General features: G+C 34.3%; 34 protein-coding genes. 3 read left to right on the plus strand and 31 right to left on the minus strand.

Going from position 1 to position 23,270, the window contains the following annotated elements:
- Positions 1-29: 29 nt before the first annotated feature.
- From AC1DY0_RS08310 to rpsL, 31 genes are all read right to left on the minus strand, one after another.
- Complete coding sequence (locus AC1DY0_RS08310) at positions 30-1,022, minus strand: DNA-directed RNA polymerase subunit alpha (protein WP_035637337.1); 993 nt, start codon at positions 1,020-1,022, stop codon at positions 30-32.
- A gap of 21 nt (positions 1,023-1,043) precedes the next feature.
- On the minus strand, positions 1,044-1,649 hold the full coding sequence (rpsD, locus tag AC1DY0_RS08315) for a 30S ribosomal protein S4 (RefSeq protein WP_477188164.1): 606 nt from the start codon (positions 1,647-1,649) through the stop codon (positions 1,044-1,046).
- A 92-nt stretch (positions 1,650-1,741) separates the two neighbouring features.
- Complete coding sequence (gene rpsK, locus AC1DY0_RS08320) at positions 1,742-2,125, minus strand: 30S ribosomal protein S11 (RefSeq protein WP_024981527.1); 384 nt, start codon at positions 2,123-2,125, stop codon at positions 1,742-1,744.
- Positions 2,126-2,133: 8 nt separating this feature from the next.
- Positions 2,134-2,508, minus strand: coding sequence for a 30S ribosomal protein S13 (gene rpsM / locus AC1DY0_RS08325; RefSeq protein WP_064716171.1), 375 nt, complete (start codon positions 2,506-2,508; stop codon positions 2,134-2,136).
- A 2-nt stretch (positions 2,509-2,510) separates the two neighbouring features.
- Positions 2,511-2,627, minus strand: coding sequence for a type B 50S ribosomal protein L36 (gene ykgO / locus AC1DY0_RS08330; RefSeq protein ID WP_002987490.1), 117 nt, complete (start codon positions 2,625-2,627; stop codon positions 2,511-2,513).
- A 12-nt stretch (positions 2,628-2,639) separates the two neighbouring features.
- A complete protein-coding gene (gene infA, locus AC1DY0_RS08335) occupies positions 2,640-2,855 on the minus strand; it encodes a translation initiation factor IF-1 (RefSeq protein WP_007136545.1) in 216 nt (71 codons plus the stop codon).
- A gap of 3 nt (positions 2,856-2,858) precedes the next feature.
- Positions 2,859-4,205, minus strand: a complete 1,347-nt coding sequence (secY, locus tag AC1DY0_RS08340; protein ID WP_326398792.1) for a preprotein translocase subunit SecY — start codon at positions 4,203-4,205, stop codon at positions 2,859-2,861.
- A 13-nt stretch (positions 4,206-4,218) separates the two neighbouring features.
- Positions 4,219-4,671 (minus strand): 50S ribosomal protein L15, encoded by a 453-nt coding sequence (rplO, locus tag AC1DY0_RS08345; protein ID WP_477188165.1) that lies wholly within the window; start codon positions 4,669-4,671, stop codon positions 4,219-4,221.
- 11 nt (positions 4,672-4,682) lie between these two features.
- A complete protein-coding gene (gene rpmD, locus AC1DY0_RS08350) occupies positions 4,683-4,865 on the minus strand; it encodes a 50S ribosomal protein L30 (protein ID WP_026706255.1) in 183 nt (60 codons plus the stop codon).
- Between the two features lie 12 nt (positions 4,866-4,877).
- Positions 4,878-5,402 (minus strand): 30S ribosomal protein S5, encoded by a 525-nt coding sequence (gene rpsE, locus AC1DY0_RS08355; protein WP_116797193.1) that lies wholly within the window; start codon positions 5,400-5,402, stop codon positions 4,878-4,880.
- Between the two features lie 3 nt (positions 5,403-5,405).
- A complete protein-coding gene (gene rplR, locus AC1DY0_RS08360) occupies positions 5,406-5,756 on the minus strand; it encodes a 50S ribosomal protein L18 (protein ID WP_116797192.1) in 351 nt (116 codons plus the stop codon).
- A gap of 11 nt (positions 5,757-5,767) precedes the next feature.
- Positions 5,768-6,310 carry a 50S ribosomal protein L6 gene (gene rplF / locus AC1DY0_RS08365; protein ID WP_477188166.1) on the minus strand — a complete coding sequence of 181 codons (543 nt, stop codon included), beginning with the start codon at positions 6,308-6,310 and terminating at the stop codon, positions 5,768-5,770.
- Between the two features lie 18 nt (positions 6,311-6,328).
- Complete coding sequence (gene rpsH, locus AC1DY0_RS08370; protein ID WP_077377752.1) at positions 6,329-6,727, minus strand: 30S ribosomal protein S8; 399 nt, start codon at positions 6,725-6,727, stop codon at positions 6,329-6,331.
- Between the two features lie 104 nt (positions 6,728-6,831).
- Positions 6,832-7,101: a 30S ribosomal protein S14 gene (rpsN, locus tag AC1DY0_RS08375; RefSeq protein ID WP_026707007.1), complete on the minus strand. Its 270-nt coding sequence runs from the start codon at positions 7,099-7,101 to the stop codon at positions 6,832-6,834.
- A 3-nt stretch (positions 7,102-7,104) separates the two neighbouring features.
- Positions 7,105-7,656: a 50S ribosomal protein L5 gene (gene rplE, locus AC1DY0_RS08380; RefSeq protein ID WP_077377755.1), complete on the minus strand. Its 552-nt coding sequence runs from the start codon at positions 7,654-7,656 to the stop codon at positions 7,105-7,107.
- Between the two features lie 2 nt (positions 7,657-7,658).
- Complete coding sequence (rplX, locus tag AC1DY0_RS08385) at positions 7,659-7,973, minus strand: 50S ribosomal protein L24 (RefSeq protein ID WP_077377758.1); 315 nt, start codon at positions 7,971-7,973, stop codon at positions 7,659-7,661.
- 11 nt (positions 7,974-7,984) lie between these two features.
- A complete protein-coding gene (rplN, locus tag AC1DY0_RS08390; RefSeq protein WP_007803649.1) occupies positions 7,985-8,353 on the minus strand; it encodes a 50S ribosomal protein L14 in 369 nt (122 codons plus the stop codon).
- A 2-nt stretch (positions 8,354-8,355) separates the two neighbouring features.
- Positions 8,356-8,616: a 30S ribosomal protein S17 gene (rpsQ, locus tag AC1DY0_RS08395; protein ID WP_026707010.1), complete on the minus strand. Its 261-nt coding sequence runs from the start codon at positions 8,614-8,616 to the stop codon at positions 8,356-8,358.
- Positions 8,617-8,628: 12 nt separating this feature from the next.
- Positions 8,629-8,820 (minus strand): 50S ribosomal protein L29, encoded by a 192-nt coding sequence (rpmC, locus tag AC1DY0_RS08400; protein WP_035668115.1) that lies wholly within the window; start codon positions 8,818-8,820, stop codon positions 8,629-8,631.
- 13 nt (positions 8,821-8,833) lie between these two features.
- The gene (gene rplP / locus AC1DY0_RS08405; protein ID WP_007803637.1) at positions 8,834-9,259 is read right to left on the minus strand and encodes a 50S ribosomal protein L16; all 426 of its coding nucleotides are present in this window, start codon (positions 9,257-9,259) and stop codon (positions 8,834-8,836) included.
- 19 nt (positions 9,260-9,278) lie between these two features.
- Positions 9,279-10,034 (minus strand): 30S ribosomal protein S3, encoded by a 756-nt coding sequence (rpsC, locus tag AC1DY0_RS08410; protein ID WP_077377764.1) that lies wholly within the window; start codon positions 10,032-10,034, stop codon positions 9,279-9,281.
- Between the two features lie 5 nt (positions 10,035-10,039).
- Positions 10,040-10,453, minus strand: coding sequence for a 50S ribosomal protein L22 (gene rplV, locus AC1DY0_RS08415; protein WP_007803631.1), 414 nt, complete (start codon positions 10,451-10,453; stop codon positions 10,040-10,042).
- 6 nt (positions 10,454-10,459) lie between these two features.
- Positions 10,460-10,738 (minus strand): 30S ribosomal protein S19, encoded by a 279-nt coding sequence (rpsS, locus tag AC1DY0_RS08420; RefSeq protein WP_035637298.1) that lies wholly within the window; start codon positions 10,736-10,738, stop codon positions 10,460-10,462.
- A 6-nt stretch (positions 10,739-10,744) separates the two neighbouring features.
- Positions 10,745-11,569 carry a 50S ribosomal protein L2 gene (gene rplB, locus AC1DY0_RS08425; protein ID WP_077377767.1) on the minus strand — a complete coding sequence of 275 codons (825 nt, stop codon included), beginning with the start codon at positions 11,567-11,569 and terminating at the stop codon, positions 10,745-10,747.
- Positions 11,570-11,578: 9 nt separating this feature from the next.
- Entirely contained in the window at positions 11,579-11,869 is a 291-nt protein-coding gene (gene rplW / locus AC1DY0_RS08430; protein ID WP_077377770.1) for a 50S ribosomal protein L23, read from the minus strand.
- A gap of 6 nt (positions 11,870-11,875) precedes the next feature.
- Positions 11,876-12,505, minus strand: a complete 630-nt coding sequence (gene rplD, locus AC1DY0_RS08435) for a 50S ribosomal protein L4 (RefSeq protein WP_111411027.1) — start codon at positions 12,503-12,505, stop codon at positions 11,876-11,878.
- A complete protein-coding gene (rplC, locus tag AC1DY0_RS08440; protein ID WP_077377776.1) occupies positions 12,505-13,122 on the minus strand; it encodes a 50S ribosomal protein L3 in 618 nt (205 codons plus the stop codon). The genes rplD and rplC overlap by 1 nt, the downstream gene beginning before the upstream one ends.
- A 154-nt stretch (positions 13,123-13,276) precedes the next feature.
- Positions 13,277-13,582, minus strand: coding sequence for a 30S ribosomal protein S10 (gene rpsJ / locus AC1DY0_RS08445; RefSeq protein WP_007803605.1), 306 nt, complete (start codon positions 13,580-13,582; stop codon positions 13,277-13,279).
- An 11-nt stretch (positions 13,583-13,593) separates the two neighbouring features.
- On the minus strand, positions 13,594-15,750 hold the full coding sequence (gene fusA / locus AC1DY0_RS08450; protein ID WP_477188167.1) for an elongation factor G: 2,157 nt from the start codon (positions 15,748-15,750) through the stop codon (positions 13,594-13,596).
- 10 nt (positions 15,751-15,760) lie between these two features.
- On the minus strand, positions 15,761-16,237 hold the full coding sequence (gene rpsG, locus AC1DY0_RS08455) for a 30S ribosomal protein S7 (RefSeq protein WP_121337677.1): 477 nt from the start codon (positions 16,235-16,237) through the stop codon (positions 15,761-15,763).
- A 73-nt stretch (positions 16,238-16,310) separates the two neighbouring features.
- On the minus strand, positions 16,311-16,694 hold the full coding sequence (gene rpsL / locus AC1DY0_RS08460; protein WP_007136570.1) for a 30S ribosomal protein S12: 384 nt from the start codon (positions 16,692-16,694) through the stop codon (positions 16,311-16,313).
- Between the two features lie 268 nt (positions 16,695-16,962).
- Here rpsL and AC1DY0_RS08465 point away from each other — a divergent pair, with 268 nt between their 5' ends.
- The 3 genes from AC1DY0_RS08465 (at position 16,963) to AC1DY0_RS08475 (ending at position 23,242) form a co-directional block, all read left to right on the plus strand.
- On the plus strand, positions 16,963-18,660 hold the full coding sequence (locus AC1DY0_RS08465; protein ID WP_477188168.1) for a BamA/TamA family outer membrane protein: 1,698 nt from the start codon (positions 16,963-16,965) through the stop codon (positions 18,658-18,660).
- Positions 18,661-18,744: 84 nt separating this feature from the next.
- Complete coding sequence (locus tag AC1DY0_RS08470; RefSeq protein ID WP_477188169.1) at positions 18,745-21,852, plus strand: SusC/RagA family TonB-linked outer membrane protein; 3,108 nt, start codon at positions 18,745-18,747, stop codon at positions 21,850-21,852.
- Between the two features lie 4 nt (positions 21,853-21,856).
- Positions 21,857-23,242 (plus strand): SusD/RagB family nutrient-binding outer membrane lipoprotein, encoded by a 1,386-nt coding sequence (locus AC1DY0_RS08475; RefSeq protein ID WP_477188170.1) that lies wholly within the window; start codon positions 21,857-21,859, stop codon positions 23,240-23,242.
- The last annotated feature ends 28 nt before the right edge of the window (positions 23,243-23,270 follow it).

Genomic DNA, 23,270 nt, shown 5'->3' on the forward strand with positions numbered 1-23,270 from the left:
TGAAATTTAATCCCGCAAGCGGGATTAGATTATTCTTTATCTAGTTTGTATTTTGCTAAATCCATACCGAAGGTCAAATTCTTAATTGCTACTAGTTCATCTAGCTCAGTTAAAGATTTTTTACCGAAATTACGGAATTTCATTAGGTCATTTTTATTGAACGATACTAAATCACCAAGTGTATCAACTTCAGCCGCTTTCAAACAATTTAATGCTCTAACAGAAAGATCCATATCAACAAGCTTAGTTTTAAGCAATTGTCTCATGTGTAATGACTCCTCATCATAAGATTCTGTTTGTGCAATTTCGTCAGCCTCTAGTGTAATTCTTTCATCAGAAAACAACATGAAATGGTGAATTAAAACTTTTGCAGCTTCAGTAAGAGCATCTTTAGGATTGATTGAACCATCAGTTTTAATTTCAAAAACCAATTTTTCATAATCTGTTTTTTGCTCTACACGGAAGTTTTCAATTGCATACTTCACATTTTTTACAGGAGTAAAAATTGAGTCAGTAAAAATAGTTCCTATTGCAGCATTCTGTTTTTTGTTCTCTTCAGCAGGAACATATCCTCTACCTTTTTCGATAGTTAAATCGAAATTCAGTTTAATTTTACTATCTAAATTACAGATAACAAGCTCTGGATTCAAAACTTGGAAACCTGAAATAAATTTTTGAAAATCACCAGCTGTTAATTGATCTTTACCTGAAACAGAAATAGTAACTGATTCATTATCTATATCTTCAATCTGACGTTTGAAACGCACTTGTTTAAGATTAAGGATAATTTCGGTAACGTCCTCAACAACTCCTGAAATAGTAGAAAACTCATGATCTACACCTTCTATACGAACAGATGTAATTGCATAACCTTCTAATGCTGAAAGCAAAACTCTTCTAAGTGCATTACCAACGGTCAATCCATATCCAGGTTCTAAAGGTCTAAATTCAAATTTACCTTCAAAATCGGTTGAATCGATCATGATAACTTTATCGGGCTTCTGAAAATTAAATATTGCCATAAATTTCGACTAAGTCAATTATTATTTGTTGTACAACTCTACGATTAATTGTTCTTTAATGTTTTCTGGAATTTGAAGTCTAGCAGGAACACTTACAAATGTACCTTGTTTAGTTTCATTATTCCAAGTAATCCACTCATAAACATGACTTGAATTAGACAAAGAACGTTCGATAGCCTCTAAAGATTTAGATTTTTCACGAACAGCAACTACATCACCTGGTTTCAAGTGATAAGAAGGAATATTTACATTTTCTCCATTTACAGTAACGTGACGGTGAGAAACGATTTGACGAGCACCTCTTCTAGAAGGAGCAATACCCATTCTAAAAACAACATTGTCTAATCTTGCTTCACATAATTGCAACAATACTTCACCAGTTACACCTTTGGTAGCTGATGCTTTTTCGAATAAATTTCTGAATTGTTTTTCTAAAATTCCGTAAGAATATTTAGCTTTTTGCTTTTCCATCAATTGGACAGCATATTCAGATTTTTTTCCTCTTTTTTTAGCCATCCCGTGTTGACCAGGTGGATAATTTCTTTTTTCGAAAGCTTTATCGTCTCCGAAAATTGCCTCGCCAAATTTACGAGCGATTCTTGTACTAGGACCAGTATATCTTGCCATTTTAAATTGTTTAAGATTGAGATTATGAATTCAGGTCTTATCCTTCGATAATCTATTTTCAATCTAGGTTATACTATAATTATTTTTGAGTATTAAACTCTACGTCTTTTTGGAGGACGACATCCATTGTGCGGCATTGGAGTAACATCGATAATCTCAGTAACTTCAATTCCACCATTATGCAAAGAACGAATAGCAGACTCACGTCCGTTTCCTGGTCCTTTAACATAAACTTTTACTTTTTTAAGTCCAGCCTCAAGAGCTACTTTACTACAATCTTCTGCTGCCATTTGAGCTGCGTATGGAGTGTTCTTTTTAGAACCTCTGAAACCCATTTTACCAGCTGAAGACCAAGAAATAACTTCACCTTTTTTGTTTGTCAAAGAAATGATGATGTTATTGAAGGTAGCAGAAATATGAGCTTCACCCGTTGATTCAACGATAACTTTACGTTTTTTTGCAGTTGCTTTAGCCATATTACTTATTATTTAGTTGCTTTTTTCTTGTTCGCAACAGTTTTTCTTTTACCTTTTCTTGTTCTAGAGTTGTTTTTAGTTCTTTGCCCTCTTAATGGAAGACCAGATCTGTGACGAATACCTCTATAACATCCAATATCCATTAAACGTTTGATGTTTAAAGAAACTTCAGAACGCAATTCACCTTCAATTTTAAATGCTGATACGGCTTCACGAATTGCTCCGATCTCGTCATCATTCCAATCTTGAACTTTTTTATCTTGGCTAACTTGAGCTTTTTCTAAAATCTCAATAGCTCTACTTTTTCCTAATCCGAAGATGTAGGTAAGTGCAATAACACCTCTCTTGTTTTTTGGGATATCTACCCCTGCTATTCTTGCCATAATTATCCTTGTCTTTGTTTAAATCTAGGATTCTTTTTGTTGATTACGTATAATCTTCCTTTTCTGCGTACGATAATGCACTCGGCACTTCTCTTTTTTACTGATGCTCTAACTTTCATAGTGAATATCCTTTAATATCTATAAGTAATTCTTGCTTTTGACAAATCATAAGGACTCATTTCTAGTTTCACTTTATCACCAGGTAATAATTTGATGTAATGCATACGCATTTTTCCAGAAATATGAGCGATTACAATATGTCCATTTTCTAACTCTACACGGAACATTGCATTAGACAATGCCTCAATGATCGATCCGTCTTGTTCTATTGCTGATTGTTTTGCCATAAGTTAAGCTACTGCTTTTCTATTTTTACCACTTTTCATCAAACCATCATAATGTTTATTCAACAAGTATGAATTAATCTGTTGAATAGTATCTATTGCAACTCCAACCATAATTATCAATGAAGTCCCTCCAAAAAACATAGCCCAAGATTGTTGAACATCCATAAGACTTACAACAATTGCTGGGAACACAGCTATCAAAGCAAGAAATAAAGATCCTGGAAAAGTTATTAAAGACATCACTTTGTCAAGATAATCAGAAGTCTCAACACCTGGTCTAATACCTGGTATAAAACCACCACTTCTCTTTAAATCATCAGACATCTTGTTAGTAGGAACTGTAATTGCTGTATAAAAGAAAGTGAATACAACAATTAAAGTTGCAAAAACAAAATTATACCAAAAACCGAACATATTACTAAAAGCACCAACAACAGATTGAGAAGCATCTGACTTAGACAAACCAGCAACAGCTGCAGGAATAAACATAATAGCCTGTGCAAATATTATAGGCATTACACCTGCTGCATTAAGCTTTAATGGAATCCATTGTCTGTTACCACCCATCATATCTTGTTCGAAATCACCAGATGTTGTACGACGAGCATACTGTACTGGAATTTTTCTAATTGCCATTACCAATAATACACAAGATATTATCACAAGCAACCAAATAATGATTTCAACAACCAATAACATTGGTCCACCATTGTTATTAGTTACTCTTGTTGTAAATTCTTGAATAAAAGCTTGTGGCAACCTAGCCAAAATACCAACCATTATCAAAAGGGAAATACCGTTTCCAATTCCTTTATCAGTTATTTTTTCTCCCAACCACATGGCAAAAATTGTACCAGTAACTAAAATTACAACTGAAGAAAATAAAAATTCAAAAGAGTTAAATCCTAAAATAAAAGCTGAACTAGGCAAAGTTCTGTAAAGATTGTAGATATAAGTTGGTCCTTGTACTAAAGTTATAACAATAGTTAACCAACGGGTAATTTGATTGATTTTTTTTCTACCACTCTCTCCATCACTCTGAAGTTTTTGCAAATAAGGAATCGCAATTCCCATAAGTTGCACAACAATAGATGCAGAAATATAAGGCATAATTCCTAAAGCAAAAACTGAAGCTTTAGAAAATGCACCTCCGGTAAACATGTCTAGAATAGATCCTAATCCATTTTTTGTTTGCCCAGCTAGCCCTGTTAATTGAGTTGCGTCAATTCCAGGAAGCGTAACATGTGCTCCAAAACGATAAACAAGAAGTAGACCTAAAGTAATTAAAATTCTATTTTTTAGTTCTTCTATTTTCCAAACATTACTTATTGATTCAATAAATTTCTTCATCTTAATTGTAATATTACATGATTACAACTTCTCCACCAGCAGCTTCAATAGCAGCTTTTGCAGTAGCAGTAAATTTGTGAGCAGTTACTTTTAATTTTGCTTTCAATTCTCCTCTACCTAAAATCTTAACGATTTCATTTTTGGTAGCAAGACGATTAGCTACATAAACTGTCATATCAACAGTATCTGTAATTACTCCATTATCAACTAATAATTGAAGAGTATCAAGATTAACACCTTCGTATTCTTTACGATTGATGTTAGTGAAACCAAACTTAGGTACACGTCTTTGAAGTGGCATTTGCCCACCTTCAAAACCAATCTTTTTAGAATAACCAGAACGAGATTTTGCTCCTTTGTGTCCTCTTGCAGAGGTACCACCTTTACCAGAACCTTCACCTCTACCTAATCTTTTGTTTTGATTGTGTGTAGAACCCTCAGCAGGTTGTAAGTTACTTAAATTCATAACAGTATTTGTTATTTAGCTTCTTCAACAGAAACTAAGTGTTTAACTTTATTTATCATCCCAAGGATAGCAGGATTTGAATCATGCTCTACAACTTGTCCCATTTTACGTAGGCCTAAAGCTTCCAAACCTCTTTTTTGAGTAAGAGGACAGTTGATTTTGCTTCGAACTTGTTTTACTAATAATTTAGCCATAATTTCCTTGAATTAACCTTTAAAAACTTTTTCTAAAGAAACACCTCTTTGTTTTGCAACGGTGTAAGCGCTTCTCATTTGTAATAAAGCATCAAAAGTTGCTTTCACTACGTTGTGAGGATTTGAAGATCCTTGTGATTTAGATAATACATCATGAATTCCTACTGATTCAAGAACTGAACGAACAGCTCCACCAGCAATAACTCCTGTACCATGAGAGGCAGGAATTAAGAATACACGTGCACCACCAAATTTACCTTTTTGTTCGTGAGGAACTGATTGTCCATTCAAAGGAATTTTCACAAGATTTTTCTTTGCATCTTCTACTGCTTTCGCAATTGCTTCAGAAACGTCTTTAGATTTCCCTAATCCATGACCTACAACCCCATTTTCATCACCTACAACTACAATAGCAGAAAAACCGAAAGCTCTACCCCCTTTTGTAACCTTAGTAACACGATTTACACTCACCAAACGATCTTTTAATTCAAGACCACTTGGTTTTACTAACTCTATATTTTTGTATTTAGACATAATATATTAGAATTTAAGTCCAGCCGCTCTTGCGCCTTCCGCTAATGATTTAATACGACCGTGATATAAATAACCTCCTCTATCGAAAGTTATCACTTCAATACCAGCTTTTAAAGCTTTCTCTGCTACTAGTTTCCCAACTGCAGTTGCCACTTCAAGGTTCGTACCTTTTCCAATTTCTTTTTCTCTTGAAGAAGCAGCTAATATAGTAACTCCGTTTACATCATCAATCAATTGAGCGTAAATTTCTTTGTTACTTCTAAAAACAGATAGTCTTGGGTTAGTAGCAGTACCACTAATCGTTTTTCTAATTCTGAATCTAATACGTTGTCTTCTTTCAGGTTTTGTTAATGACATAATCTTATTTTTTAAGCTGATTTACCTGCTTTTCTTCTTAATACTTCACCTACAAATTTAACACCTTTTCCTTTGTACGGCTCAGGCTTACGGAAACCTCTAATTTTTGCCGCAACTTGACCTAAAAGTTGTTTATCTAATGATGTTAATTTTACAATTGGGTTTTTACCTTTTTCAGATATGGTTTCTAGAGTTACCTCTGGAGCTACTTCTAAAACAATATTGTGAGAGAACCCAAGCGCTAAATCTAATTTTTGACCTTGATTTGAAGCTCTATAACCAACTCCAACCAATTCTAAAGATTTTGTAAAACCTTCTGTTACACCAATAACCATGTTATTAATTAAAGATCTATACAAACCGTGTTTTGCTCTTTGGTCTTTATGATCAGAAGATCTTTCTACTAGAACTTGATCTCCTTCAACCGTTACAGTTACGTCCGAAAACTCCTGTGTAAGTTGACCGTTTTTTCCTTTTACTGTAATAATACCGTCGGCAACTGTAATAGTTACACCAGCTGGTATTGTTACTGGGCTTTTACCTATTCTTGACATCTTATATAGTCTTTAAAATTAGTATACGTAACAAATTACTTCTCCACCAACATTTAATTGCTTGGCTTGTTTTCCTGTCATCAACCCTTTTGAAGTTGAAACAATAGCAATTCCTAATCCGTTAAGGATTCTCGGTATTTTAGAAGCACCTGCGTACTTACGTAAACCTGGTTTACTAATTCTTTGGATATCTTTGATTACTGGCTCTTTAGTATCTTTATCATACTTCAAAGCGATTTTGATAGACCCCTGAACAGCGTTGTCTTCAAATTTGTAACTTAAGATATAACCTTGATCAAATAAGATCTTTGTTATTTCTTTTTTTAGATTAGATGCTGGAATTTCGACAACTTTGTGGTTTGCAGCCACAGCGTTTCTAACTCTCGTCAAATAATCTGCAATTGGATCTGTATACATAAGTATTGATTTGCGGTAACGGTTTTCGATTAAACGTAATCGAACCTGAAACCAGTTTATAAATGTGAAAAACAGACGTGATTACTCACGTCTGAATATTTTTTCTACCAAGATGCTTTTTTAACACCCGGTATCAATCCATTGTTAGCCATTTCACGGAATGTAACACGTGAAATACCGAATTGACGCATATACCCTCTTGGTCTACCTGTCAATTTGCAACGATTGTGCAAACGAACTGGCGAAGCATTTTTCGGTAATTTTTGCAAACCTACGAAATCTCCAGCTTCTAACAAAGCTTTTCTTTTCTCAGCATACTTAGCTACCGTTTTTTCTCTCTTAACCTCACGGGCTTTCATTGATTCTTTAGCCATATCTTAATTCTTTTTAAAAGGTAAACCTAATTCAGCCAACAATGACTTTGCTTCTTTATCTGTTTTTGCAGTAGTTACAAAAGAAATGTCCATTCCAGATATTTTATTTACTTTGTCAATATCAATTTCAGGGAAAATGATTTGCTCTAAAACACCTAAATTATAGTTTCCTCTACCGTCAAAACCAGTTGCTTTAATACCACTGAAATCTCTAACACGTGGTAATGCAGAAGTAATAAGTCTATCTAAAAACTCATACATTCTTTCACCGCGCAAAGTAACTTTTGCTCCAATAGGCATCCCTTTTCTCAATTTGAAAGACGCAACGTCTTTCTTTGAAATAGTAGATACTGCTTTTTGTCCAGTTATCTTTGTTAATTCATCAACTGCATAGTCAATCAATTTTTTATCAGATACTGCTGCACCAACTCCTTTACTCAAAACGATTTTTTCCAATTTTGGAACTTGCATTACGTTTGTGTAACCGAATTCTTCTTTAAGAGCAGAGATAACTCTACTCTTATATTCTTCTTTTAGTCTAGGTATATATGCCATTACTATAGTACTTGATTAGATTTTTTTGAAAATCTTACTTTCTTATCTCCTTCAACTCTAATACCTACTCTTGTTGTTTCCTTAGTTTTAGGATCAATTAAAGATATATTAGATATTTGAATAGAAGCTTCTTTTTTTACAATACCACCTTGAGGGCTTTTTGCACTAGGTTTCGTGTGTTTAGAAACCATATTTACACCTTCAACAATTGCTTTGTTTTTCTCACGGTAAACACGTAAAACTTTACCTTCTTCACCTTTATGGTCTCCAGCAATTACTCTTACGATATCTCCTGATTTTATTTTTAGCTTTATCATCTTAAAACGAATTAAAGCACTTCTGGTGCTAATGATACAATTTTCATGAATTGTTTTTCACGAAGTTCTCTTGCTACCGGACCAAAAACACGAGTTCCTCTCATTTCCCCCGCAGCGTTCAAAAGAACACATGCATTATCATCGAAACGGATATAAGAACCATCAGCTCTTCTTACTTCTTTTTTGGTACGTACAACAACTGCAGTTGAAACAGCACCTTTTTTAACGTTTCCGTTAGGTGTTGCGTCTTTTATAGATACTACAATCTTGTCTCCAACAGAGGCATACCTTCTTTTGGTACCTCCTAAAACACGGATAGTTAAAACTTCTTTTGCTCCCGTGTTATCTGCTACTTTTAGTCTTGATTCTTGTTGTACCATAATTATTTAGCTCTTTCTAGGATTTCAACTAATCTCCAACATTTTGATTTACTCAAAGGACGCGTTTCGCTAATTCTTACAGTATCTCCTATGTTACAGTCGTTTGTTTCGTCATGTGCAACAAATTTCTTTGTTTTCAACACGAACTTACCGTATAATGGGTGTTTTACTTTAGTTACCTGAGCAACCACAATGGATTTATCCATTTTGTTTGAAGTAACAACCCCAACTCTTTCTTTTCTTAAATTTCTTTTTTCTTCCATCTTTCAGCAGAATTATTGTAATTCTCTTTTAGTAAGTTCTGTAGCTAATCTTGCAACTGTTCTTCTTACACTTCTAATTTGAAGTGGGTTCTCAATTGGAGAAATAGCGTGAGCCATTTTTAGATCAGCATATGCTTTCTTAGTTTGGCTAAGTTTTTCTTGCAACTCCGCTGCAGAAAGATCTTTTATTTCTGATTGTTTCATAATATAATATAGATTATGCTTCGAAATCTCTAGCAACTACGAATTTGGTTTTTACCGGAAGCTTTTGAGCTGCAAGACGTAATGCCTCTTTTGCAACTGACAAAGGAACTCCTCCAACTTCAAACATAATTCTTCCGGGTTTAACAACGGCAGCCCAATATTCAACGGCACCTTTACCTTTACCCATACGTACCTCAAGAGGCTTCTTAGTGATAGGTTTGTCTGGAAATATTTTGATCCATAATTGTCCTTCTCTTTTCATAAAACGAGTTGCAGCGATACGTGCAGCTTCGATTTGACGAGAGGTTAAGAACATTCCATCTTCATGTACAGATTTAATACCAAACATTCCATTAGAAAGTTCATGTCCTCTTTGAGAATTTCCTTTCATTTTACCTTTTTGTACCTTACGGTATTTTGTTCTTTTAGGCTGTAACATTTTTCTTTAGTTTAAAAATTTACTTTCGTTTACGAGCGTCTGGTTTTCCACCTTTATTAAAAGGCTTTCTGTCTCCTCTAGGAGAATCTCCACCTTTACCACCACCTGGTTGTTTTTTATCCATTCCAGCAAGTGGAGAAAGATCTCTCTTTCCATAAACTTCACCTTTCATGATCCATACTTTGATACCCATTCTACCATAAGTAGTATGAGCTTCAGCCAAAGCATAATCAATATCAGCTCTGAAAGTTGATAGAGGAATTCTACCTTCTTTGAAACCCTCTGAACGAGCCATCTCAGCACCATTCAAACGACCAGAAATCAAAACTTTGATACCTTCAGCGTTCATACGCATAGAAGCAGCAATAGCCATTTTGATTGCACGTCTGTAAGAAATACGGCTTTCGATTTGACGACAGATGCTTGTAGCAACTAGATACGCGTCAAGTTCAGGTCTTTTAATTTCAAAGATGTTGATTTGAACCTCTTTGTCAGTAATTTTCTTAAGTTCCTCTTTTAACTTGTCTACCTCTTGTCCACCTTTCCCAATAATAATACCAGGTCTAGCAGTAGTGATAGTAACGGTTACAAGTTTCAAAGTTCTCTCGATGATTACTTTTGATACACTAGCTTTTGATAAACGAGCATGGATATACTTTCTGATTTTATAATCTTCGGCTAATTTATCACCGTAATCATTTCCACCATACCAGTTTGAGTCCCATCCTCTGATGATACCAAGTCTATTTCCAATTGGATTTGTCTTTTGTCCCATGCTGCTTAAGAATTGCTTTGTGTGTTATTGATAGCTCCTAACACGATTGTCACGTGATTAGAACGTTTTCTTATTCTGTGTGCTCTACCTTGTGGAGCTGGACGAAGTCTTTTCAACATCATTCCACCATCTACACGGATTTCTTTAACAAATAATCCAGCTTCTTCAAGATTACCTTCACTATTTTTTTGCTCCCAGTTATTGATAGCAGATAATAATAGTTTTTCTAATTTTCTTGAAGCTTCTTTCGAACTGAATCTTAATATGTTAAGTGCTCTTTCTACTTTCTGACCTCTTACCAAGTCCGCTACTAAGCGCATTTTTCTAGGTGAAGTAGGGCAGTTATTCAATTTTGCGAAAGCTATAGACTTATTAGCCTCTTTTCTCGCATCTGCTGTTTCTCTTTTACGAACTCCCATTGCTTCTTATTTTTTACCTTTATTTTTTGCTCCAGCATGACCTCTAAAAGATCTAGTTGGTGAAAATTCTCCTAATTTGTGACCTACCATGTTTTCTGTTACGTAAACTGGTACAAATTGACGACCGTTATGAACTGCGATAGTTTGTCCAACGAAGTCTGGAGTAATCATAGAAGCTCTAGACCATGTCTTAACCACTCCTTTATTTCCACCTGCTATGTTTTCTGCAACTTTCTTGTCTAACTTATAATGAACGAAAGGTCCTTTTTTTAATGAACGTGCCATATCTTATTATTTCTTTCTACGTTCTACGATATACTTGTTACTCGGGTTTTTCTTAGAACGAGTTCTATAACCTTTAGCTGGTATTCCATTTCTTGAACGTGGATGTCCACCAGAAGAACGTCCTTCACCACCACCCATTGGGTGATCGACAGGGTTCATTGCAACAGGTCTTGTTCTAGGTCTTCTTCCTAACCATCTTGTTCTACCTGCTTTTCCAGATACAACTAATTGGTGGTCTGAATTAGAAACTGCTCCAATTGTAGCTGAACAAGTCAACAAGATTAATCTTGTTTCACCTGAAGGCATTTTAATTGTTGCATATTTTCCATCTCTTGCCATTAATTGAGCAAATGTTCCAGCAGAACGAGCGATTACAGCCCCTTGTCCTGGTCTCAATTCGATACAAGATATAACAGTTCCTAAAGGAATTCTGCTTAAAGGTAAAGTATTACCAATTTCAGGTTGAGATTCTGGACCAGAAACTACTTTCTGTCCAACTTTCAATCCGTTTTGAGCAATAATATATGTTTTCTCACCATCAGCATAAGCTAATAACGCGATAAACGCAGTACGATTTGGATCATATTCGATTGATTTCACTGTAGCTGGAATTGCTTCTTTTGTACGTTTGAAATCAATAATACGATATCTCTGCTTGTGACCACCACCCGTATAACGCATGGTCATCTTTCCTTGACTATTTCTACCTCCAGAGTTTTTTATCGGCGCTATCAAAGAGCGTTCCGGCTTATCAGTTGTAATGGCGTCATAACCATTCACAACTCTAAATCGCTGACCTGGGGTAATAGGTTTTAATTTTCTTACTGACATTTTTCTATCTTAGATATTGTTGTAAAAATCAATTGTTTCTCCTTCTTGTACTTGAACAATCGCTTTCTTAATTGCGTTAGTCTTTCCACTGATTAAACCACTTTTAGTGTATTTTGTAGTTCTATCTGGCCTCACATTCATTGTATTAACACTCAAAACATTTACTCCATAAGCAGCCTCAACAGCTTTCTTAATTTGTACTTTGTTTGCTTTTCTGTCAACAACGAATCCGAAGCGGTTTAAAACTTCACTTTCTTTGGTTACTTTTTCCGTTACTATAGGTTTAATTATGATGCTCATATCCTATTATTTACTTAAATTTTCTTCAATTACTTCCAAAGAACTCTCCAAAAGCACTAAATTATTAGCATTTAAAATAGCATAAGTACTTAATTCATAGCTACTTACAACATTTGACGCTTTTAAATTTCGTGAGGACAAATATACGTTTTTATTCGTATCACCCAACACAAACAGTGATTTTTTGTTTTCTAACTCTAAAGCTTTCAAAACATTAATGAAATTTTTAGTGTTTGGCGTTTCAAAATTAAAATCTTCAAGTACGATTATATTCGACTCTTTTGCTTTAATTGAAAATGCAGATTTTCTAGCAAGACGTTTCAAGTTTTTATTCAATTTGAATGAATAACTTCTTGGTCTAGGTCCAAAAACTGTACCCCCACCTTTAAACAAAGGGTTTTTAGCACTACCCGCACGAGCTGTACCTGTACCTTTTTGTTTTTTAATCTTACGTGTACTTCCCGCAACTTCAGCTCTTTCTTTAGCTTTGTGAGTACCTTGTCTTTGATTAGCCAAATATTGCTTTACATCAAGATATACAGCGTGATTATTTGGTTCGATTGCGAAAACTGAATCAGAAAGTTGAACTTTTCTTCCAGTATCTTTTCCGTTGAAATCTAATACTTTTACTTCCATTACTTCTGAATGATTACATAAGAGTTTTTGCAACCAGGAATACATCCTTTAACAACAAGTAGGTTCTTATCAGCAACTACTTTTAAAACTCTAAGGTTTTGAACTTTTACATTATCTCCTCCCATTCTTCCAGCCATACGCATTCCTTTGAATACTCTAGATGGATAAGAAGAAGCTCCTACAGAACCTGGCGCTCTTAAACGGTTGTGTTGACCGTGAGTTGCTTGTCCAACACCACCAAAACCGTGACGTTTCACAACCCCTTGAAAACCTTTACCTTTAGATACACCTTGTACATCTACAAATTCTCCTTCAGCAAAAATAGAAACATCAATAAGATCTCCTAATTTTTGTTCTGTTGCGAAATCTTGGAATTCAACGACTTTTTTCTTAGCTACAGTTCCAGCTTTCTTAAAGTGACCTACAGCCGCTTTTGTGGAATGTTTCTCGTTTTTGTCATCGAAACCAAGTTGCAACGCTTCATACCCGTCAACACCTTTGGTTCTGACTTGGGTAACAACGCATGGTCCAGCTTCGATTACTGTACAAGGAATATTCTTCCCGTTTTCATCGAAAATACTAGTCATGCCGATTTTTCTACCAATTAACCCAGACATAAATATTAATTATTAATTATTAAATATAAATATAGAACGCAGCTTTTAAGCAAATCCTATTTTTTAAGTGGGTGCAAATGTATAACTTATTTGCACACAAACCAAAAAAATATTTTTTACCTAAAAACGGCGTTCCTTTTTACTCTTAAAGTACTYAAACTTTGATTTCAACTTCAACTCCACTTGGCAATTCAAGTTTCATTAAAGCATCAATAGTTTTAGATGAAGATGAATAAATATCAATTAATCTCTTATATGACATTACTTCAAATTGCTCTCTAGCTTTTTTGTTTACGTGTGGAGAACGCAATACTGTAAAAAGTTTTTTGTGAGTTGGCAATGGGATTGGCCCAGTTACAACAGCACCAGTAGTTTTTACTGTTTTTACAATCTTCTCAGCAGACTTGTCTACCAACATATGATCGTAAGATTTCAATTTTATTCTGATTTTTTGACTCATTTTCTTAAAGATTATGCGTTTCCTTTTGCTTTTTTGATAACTGCTTCTGAAATATTAGAAGGTGTTTCAGCGTAGTGTGAAAATTCCATTGTAGATGTTGCACGACCTGAAGATAAAGTTCTTAAAGTTGTTACATATCCAAACATTTCAGACAATGGCACATCTGCCTTAATAGTTTTAGCACCATTTCTATCACCCATGTCATTTACTTGACCTCTACGACGGTTGATATCACCAACGATATCTCCCATGTTTTCTTCTGGTGTAATAACCTCCATTTTCATGATTGGCTCAAGAATTACAGCTCCAGCAGCTTTAGCTACTTCTCTATAACCCATTCTAGCTGCAAGTTCAAAAGAAAGCGCATCAGAATCCACAGGGTGGAAAGATCCATCCAATAAAGTAACCTTCAAACTATCCACTTGGTATCCTGCTAAAGGACCAGTTTTCATAGCCTCACGGAAACCTTTTTCAACAGAAGGAATATATTCCTTTGGTACATTACCCCCTTTTACAGAGTTAACAAACTGCAATCCAACCGGAGCTTTACCATCAACTTCATCTGCTGGCTCAAGAATAAACACGATATCACCGAATTTACCACGACCTCCAGATTGTTTCTTGTACGTTTCTCTATGTTGTGCCTTTTTAGTAAAAGCTTCTTTGTATTCAACTTGAGGCTCACCTTGGTTTACTTCAACTTTGAATTCACGTTTCATTCTATCAACCAAGATATCTAAGTGTAACTCACCCATACCAGAGATAATAGTTTGTCCTGAAGCCTCATCAGTTCTAACTGTAAATGTTGGATCTTCTTCAGCCAATTTAGCCAAAGCCATACCCATTTTATCTACGTCAGCTTTTGTTTTAGGCTCAATAGCAATACCAATTACCGGAGCAGGGAATTTCATTGACTCAAGAATAATTGGGTGTTTTTCATCACACAATGTATCCCCAGTTTTGATATCTTTAAATCCAACAGCAGCTCCAATATCACCCGCTTCAATAAATTCAATTGGGTTTTGTTTATTAGCGTGCATTTGGTAGATACGAGAAATTCTTTCTTTGTTTCCTGAACGAGTGTTCAAAACATAAGAACCAGCATCTAAACGCCCTGAATAAGCACGGAAGAAAGCTAAACGACCTACGAATGGGTCAGTAGCAATTTTAAATGCTAAAGCAGCGAATGGCTCTTTAACATCTGGCTTACGCAAAATTTTAGTTTGATCTTCTTCTAATAATTCAGCATCATCAGGATGAATTCCTTCAATACCTTCTTTATCCATTGGAGATGGCAAGTATTTACATACTGCATCTAACATGAATTGAACTCCTTTGTTTTTAAAAGAAGAACCAGCAATCATAGGAATGATAGCCATATCCATTACAGCAGCTCTTAAAGCGATATTAATTTCCTCTTCCGTAATAGAATCTGGATTTTCCATATACTTATCAAGCAAGTTCTCATCATAATCAGCAACCGCTTCAATAAGAATATCTCTGTATTCTTTTACTTCGTCGATCATATCAGCAGGAATATCAACAACTTCATAAGTTGCTCCCATTCCAGCATCATCCCAAACAATAGCTTGGTTTCTTACTAAATCCACAACACCTCTGAAATCATTTTCTTCACCAATTGGCAAAGTGATTGCAACAGCGTTTGATTTCAACATATCTCTTACTTGTTGACAAACCATCAAAAAGTTAGATCCTTGTCTATCCATTTTATTAACGAATCCAATACGTGGCACTCTGTATTGATCTGCCAATCTCCAGTTAGTTTCAGATTGTGGCTCAACACCATCAACAGCACTAAATAAGAAAACCAAACCATCAAGCACACGCAAAGAACGGTTTACTTCAACTGTAAAGTCAACGTGTCCCGGAGTATCGATAATATTGAAGTGATAAGGTAATGTTTCAGGTAAAATTTTACCTTGTGTAGTTGGAAAATTCCATTCACAAGTAGTAGCAGCAGAAGTAATTGTAATACCTCTTTCTTGCTCTTGTGCCATCCAGTCCATTGTTGCAGCACCATCGTGTACTTCACCAATTTTATGTGATTTTCCTGTATAGAATAATATACGCTCTGTTGTTGTTGTCTTACCAGCATCAATATGAGCAGCAATTCCTATATTTCTTGTATATTTAAGTTCTCTAGCCATTTCTTAAGAATTAAAATCTAAAGTGAGAGAATGCTTTATTAGCTTCTGCCATCTTGTGAGTGTCCATTCTTTTCTTAACAGCAGCTCCTTCTTCTTTAGCCGCAGCTAAACATTCTGAAGCCAATCTCTGAGCCATTGATTTTTCGTTTCTTCTTCTTGAATAAAGAATTAACCATTTCATAGCCATAGAAATTTTTCTGTCTGGTCTAATTTGCATTGGAATTTGAAATGTAGCACCACCAACTCTACGACTACGTACTTCTACGTGAGGCATAACGTTTGTTAAAGCATCTTTCCAAATTTCTAATGAAGATTTTTCTGCATCTTGCTTTTTAGTTTCTATAATGTCAATTGCATCATAAAAAACTTTAAAAGCTGTTGATTTCTTACCATCCCACATTAAGTTGTTTACAAAACGTGTTACCAATTGGTCATTAAACCTTGGATCTGGTAAAAGTGGTCTTTTCTTTGCCGCTCTTTTTCTCATGTCTTTTTTTTAATAAAATTTCATACCTATACAGCCACGACGAATCGTACCTCTAAAGGAATAACGTTTTAAATTACTTTTTCGCTTCTTTTGGTCGTTTTGCTCCGTACTTAGATCTTCTTTGCGTTCTTCCTGCTACTCCTGACGTATCAAGCGCACCACGAACGATGTGATATCTTACTCCTGGCAAATCTTTTACCCTTCCACCCCTAACTAATACTATCGAGTGCTCTTGTAAATTGTGTCCTTCTCCAGGGATGTAGGCATTCACTTCATTACCATTTGTCAAACGTACACGCGCTACTTTACGCATTGCAGAGTTTGGTTTTTTTGGTGTTGTAGTGTAAACACGCGTACAAACCCCTCTTCTTTGAGGACAAGAATCTAAAGCAACCGATTTACTCTTCTTAGTTATCTGAGTTCTTCCTGTTCTTACTAATTGTTGAATTGTTGGCATAATTAATACTAAAAATTTCTTATTATATTAAAATCCCGCTTTTTACGGGGTTGCAAATGTATAAATTAATTTTCACTTTACAAACCATAATTGATTAATTTTTAACAGAAGTAAATATTTGTTTATTAATAGAATAGCCATTATTCAAATAAGCAACATTTTTGATCAAAAATGACCTCCAAAAACAATAAAACTTCACTAAACTAACACTATGATTATTCCAACAAACGACAGATATTTGCAACAGCTTAATTAAAGAAATCTAAAATTGAAATCTAAAATCCTAATTCTATTATTTCTATTTAATCACACGCTTTTGATGTGCCAAACTTTTCAATTAAAAATTATTGGAAAAACAACAATCGAGACAGCAACTATAGACTCAATCGGTTACACAGCAAAGCATTCGAACACAAAACAACTAATAGACGAAATAAATTCAACAAGAAAAAAGCTTTCAGAAAACGGATATATTGAAAACAAAATACTAGAAAACAGAAAAGAAAATGACAGTAGTTACACCACCATAATTTCACTCGAAAACAAAATAAAAAACATACATATATATATAGGTATAAAAAAAGAATTAAATTCTTTTGATTTATTAAAAAAAAATCAAGACTCAATAATTTTACCATATTCTCAAATAGAATCTTTTTTAAAACAAACTACACAAAATTTAGAGCAAAATGGTTTTGCTTTCGCAAAAGTAAAACTCATCAATATTCAAAAAAGACGACAAGATATTTATGCCGATTTAACAATCGACACAGGAAAGAAAAGAACAATAAATGCAATTGAAATAAAATACACGAATCTACAGCAAAAAAACCTTCTCCCAAAAGGCGCTGAAAAACAAATCAGCAAAAAATACAACAACATAATATTCAATCAAAAAACAATAGAACAACTACATGATGATTTTGAAAAATTTGGATTCATCAATCAAATCAAATACCCAGAGATTCTATTCACAAAAGACACAACCAAAGTGTTTGTATATTTAGAAAAAAGAAAAGCAAATATTTTTGACGGATACCTAGGCTTCAACAACACAGAAAAAAAAAAARTAMAATTTAACGGATATCTCGACTTAACCTTAGTCAATACACTTCGAAACGGAGAAGAACTATCTATATACTGGAAAAATGACGGAAATAATCAAAAAATATTCAATGCCAATTTAACTGCTCCGTATTTATTTAAAAGCCAAATAGGAATTAAAGCACAACTAAATATTTTCAAACAAGACAGTATTTTTCAAAATACAAAAACAGCTATACAGCTTGGCTATTCCATAGACTACACTAAACGATTCTATCTTGGTTACGAATCAACCGAGTCAAGCGATATCCAAAACTCAAACAACCAGAATCTAAGTGATTACAAAAATTCGTTTTACACGACCGCAATAGATTTCAAAAAAAACTCAACCAAAAACAACCTATTCCCAATAAAATCATATTTAAACATAGCACTAGCTACTGGAAATAGAACCACAACAACAAATCCACGTCTGAAACAAAATTTTGTGAATTTTAACATAATGAATAATTTTTTTATTAATGAGAAAAATATTATAAATGTTAAAAATCAAAATTATTATCTCAAAAGTCAAAACTACCTCACAAATGAATTATTCCGTTTTGGAGGCATTAATTCCATAAGAGGATTTGCAGAAAATAGCCTACAAGCCAATCTAATGATTGCATTAATGACAGAATATCGTTATTTAGTTTCCTCAAGTTTTTACTTCAATTCCATATTAGATTACTGCTATTATACCGATCCAACAATTACAAAAGAAGAAAATAAAAACGAAAAACTTCTTGGGATAGGAATAGGTTTAGGCGCACAAACCGCCAATGGTTTATTAAAATTTGCCATCACAAATGGAAAGACAAAAAATGAAGAACTAAAATTTTATAACACAAACATAACGATAAGTTATAATGTTAAATTTTAGCTTTAACAAAAAAAACAGTTTCAGATATTAGGATAGTTAACAAATTATTATGATTTTTGCCTCACTAATTCAAAATATTTAAAAATGAAACTAAAGTTCAATGGATTCTTAGTACTCTTAGTAGTACTAGTGGCGCAACTAACTTTTGCGCAAGAAAGATCTGTTTCAGGGATTGTTTCCGATAATGCAGGTATGCCTTTACCAGGTGTGAGTGTATTAGTGAAAGGAACAAAAAATGGAACTCAATCAGATTTTGATGGGAAATTTTCTATCAAAGCACAACCAAGCGATGTATTGGTATTTAGCTATGTTGGTATGAAGACTTCAGAGAAATCTGCAAGTTCAACATCACTTAATGTAAAACTTTCAAGTGATGCAACAGAACTAGAAAGTGTAGTAGTTACCGCATTAGGCATTAAAAAGGAGAGAAAAGCATTAGGATATGCTACTTCTACTGTTGCTGGTGATGAATTACAAAAATCTCATGAAGCAAACATTATTGAAGGTCTTGCTGGAAAAGCAGCAGGAATCCAAGTAACTGGAACATCAGGAACTCCTGGAGCTTCAAGTAAAATTGTTATTAGAGGTCAAAAATCTATTAGCCTTTCTAGCCAACCTATAATCGTTTTGGACGGGCAAATAATAGACAACTCAATAAACAATAATGCTGGTTCTGGCACTAACATAGGTGGTGTTGATGACTCTAACAGAGCAATCGATATTAATCCTGATGATATTGAAAGTGTATCTATCCTAAAAGGTGGTGCTGCAGCAGCAATTTATGGAGAGAATGCAAGAAACGGTGTAATTATTTACACTAGTAAAAAAGGTAAAAAAAGAAAAGGAATTGGTATTGATTTTTCAAGTTCAGTATCAATGGATCAAGTAAGTCAACTTCCAGATATGCAGCATGAATACGCAGCAGGTACTAATGGAGTTACTTATATCCCACCAGCTACATATGGTTCAGACGGATTTCCTGTATCTGGAGGAACAAATCAAAGCTGGGGACCAAAAATTTCTAGCGTTCCAGGACTTAAATCCTATGACAACGCTGATAATTTCTTTAAAGATGGTGTAACATTTACTAATAATGTTGCTCTTTCTGGTGGTGGTGAAAATGGAGTCTTTAGACTTGGTTTTGGTAACTTGCAACAAACAGGAGTAGTTCCAAATACTTCCCTAAAGAAAACAAATCTTAGTGTGAGTGCAGACTATAAGATAACGGATAAATTAAAAGCTGGTGCTGATGTAAAATACTCTAATACAGGAGGAGTAAGAGCACAGAAAGGAAGTAATGTAGCTGGAATAATGCTGTCTTTATTAAGAACACCTGCAAGTTATGATATTAGAGACTACGAAACGATTCAAGGAACTAATAAAAACTATTTTGCAGCTTATGACAATCCATTTTATACTGTCTATAATAACGAATATACTGACGAGACAAACCGTGAAATCATTAGCGGACACATTACATATAACCAAAGTAAAGCTTTTAATGCATTAGTAAGAGCAGGTGTAGATACATATACTACTCATGCACAGCAAAATTATTCTTACAGTAGTAACGGTAACTCTACTGCCGATCGATCTGGTCAAGTTATACTAGACACCTATACTTTGAGTTTGTATAATCTTGATGTAATTTTCAATGGTGATTTTAAATTCATGGATAATAACTTATCTTTAAGTTATAATGCAGGAGGATCTATCAACTCGAAATTCTCAAATGACATGTATACTGTAGGGTCTACAATGCTTTTACCAAATAAGTATAATTTGAATAACTTCAATACTTTTTTACCTGCAAACTATGATACACAACTAATAAAAAGAGGTGTTTACGCACAAGTTGAACTTGGCTTATATGACCAATTCTATTTGACTGTTACAGGAAGAAATGACTGGACTAGTACATTACCTGCAGATAATAGTTCTTATTTCTACCCTGCAGTAAGTGGTTCTTGGTTAGTTAACAAATCATTTAACTTACCTGACTGGGTTGATTTAGCTAAAATAAGAGGAGCATATGCTAGTACTTACGCATCTCCAAATCCTTACAATGTTCAAACAACTTTTAGTACTCCACTTTATACAGATACATTTGGCCCGGAATTAACTTCCCCTTATAATGGTGTTGGAGCATATGCATATGATGCCGCTCTTAAAAATCCAGATTTAAAACCAGAACATAATAAAGAATTCGAAGTAGGTTTAGAATTAGATTTGTTTAAAAGATTACACTTTAACCTAAGTGCTTACAAATCTACGAATTACGACTTGTTAATTTCAGGACCAATTGCAGCATCTTCAGGATTTACCAATTATTTTACTAATGGTCCAACTGTAGAAAATAGAGGACTAGAAATTGAATTAGGGTACGACATATTTAAAGACACAGATTTCCAGTGGAATATCAATGTGAATTGGAGCAAAAACGAAAATGAAGTAATTGCTATTCAAGACAATTTAAATTTCTCAAGTGAAGGAAGTGATTTCTTTTCAGGTAATGTAACGCCATCAATTATTAAAGGTGAGCCTTTAGGTGTTTTTTACGGATCGGCTTGGGAAAGAGACGGTTCTGGTAATTTAGTTATAGGATCAAATGGTATACCATTAGTTAAAGATGCTGCTGAGATTATCGGAAATCCAAATCCAGATTGGTTAGCAGGAATAAGAAATAATTTTAGCTATAAAAATGTATCATTAAGTTTCCTTCTTGATATAAGACATGGAGGTGACATCTGGAATGGTACACAAGCAAGAATTAATAGACTTGGAACTTCAGCAGCTTCTGCCGAAAATAGAGATGGAACATATGTTATTCCAGGAGTTACTGAAGCAGGAACACCAAATACAGTTGCCATTTCAAATAAAGCTTATTATAATAGCTACTTAGGTGATTCTGGAGCTGCTAATGAGCAACAAGTTGAAAAAGATATCAATTGGGTAAGACTAAGAGATATAAGTTTAGGATACAATTTTGGAAAACTACTTTCAAAAAGCACACCTTTTGTTAGAGATGCTTCATTAACATTATCTGCAAGAAACTTATTTGTTTCTACAAATTACACAGGAGTGGATCCTGAAAACTCTATTGCAGGATCAGGTTCAAACACAAATGGATTTGATTATTTCAATAATCCAGGAACAAAAAGCTACGCTTTAACATTAAAACTTAATTTTTAATATTATGAAAAAAATAATATATTTATCTCTAATATTAGGAGCACTATCTCTAACTTCATGTGAACATGAATTGGAAACATTTAACGATAATCCTAATAATCCAACCTCAGCTACTCCAGCTACATTGCTTACAGGTGCTGAAATTGGAACGATCAATAATTCCGTAGGTAATTTAACCAGAGTCTTTAGTATACTGACTCAGCATACAAATGGAAATAATTTACAATCTCTAGAGTATGGGAGTTACATTCTAACAGAAGTTGACAACGAAGGTGACTGGAGTAATATTTACCAAACTGGTCTTAATGCTAACGTAATTGTAGAAACTTATGAGTCAACTCACCCTCAATATGCTGGTATTGCAAGGATTTTGCTAGCTCTTAATATGGGTTATGCAACTGACGCATGGGGAGACATTCCTTTCTCGGAAGCATTTGGCGGAATTAAAGGTGTTATTGCCCCTAAATATGACAGTCAAAAAGATGTAATTGAAAGAATTCAATCCTATCTTGATATAGCAATAGCAGATTTATCTACACCTGCAAGTGCTAATCTTCTTGTACCTGGGGTAGATGACATTTTTTATAATGGGGATGCTGCAAGTTGGATTAAAGTTGCTTATGGAATCAAAGCAAGATATGCTATGAGATTAACAATAAAAGATGGCAGCACCGTAGCAGCGCAAAAAGCTTTAACTTATGCAGCAAAATCAATTACTGCAAATGATGAAAATTTAGTAGCTACTTTTGACGGAGGAAACAATCAAAGTTCATGGTATGCCTTTAACAGTCAAAGAAACGGTTATATGGGAATGGGTAAATATTTTATCGATTTATTGCAGGCCAATTCAGATCCACGTTTAACACATTATGCAAAAGAATTACCACCACCACAAGCACCAGGAATCTACATTGGAGCTGCTCCTGAATTCCCAGACGGTTCTTTTGCTACTTCTCAATTTGGTGATTTTTTTGCTGGAGGCCCAGACACACCTTTAAATATTTTTACTTTAGCTGAAGTGAAATTTATTGAGGCAGAAGCACAATTTAGATTAGGAAATACTGCAGCAGCTCAAACAGCTTTACAGGCTGCAATAAGCGCTTCATTAATAGATGTTACTGGTGCAGACAATAGTACTTTTGCTGCAAGTGCTGCATCTACTGTTACTTTGCAAAATATTATAACACAAAAATACATTGGTTTATTCACTAGTACTGAACCTTACAATGATTTTAGAAGAACTGGATTTCCTGTATTAACTCCAAATCAAAACAGTGAAACTAAAAAGATTCCTGCAAGATTAATAACTCCAAAATCAGAAAGAACATTAAACAATAACGCAACTGTTGTTTCTGATATTGACATCCCAGTTTGGTGGGCTACTAATTAATCTCAATAAACAATAAAACTAAAGCCAC

It is taken from the genome of Flavobacterium sp. P1_E4, assembly GCF_056405915.1.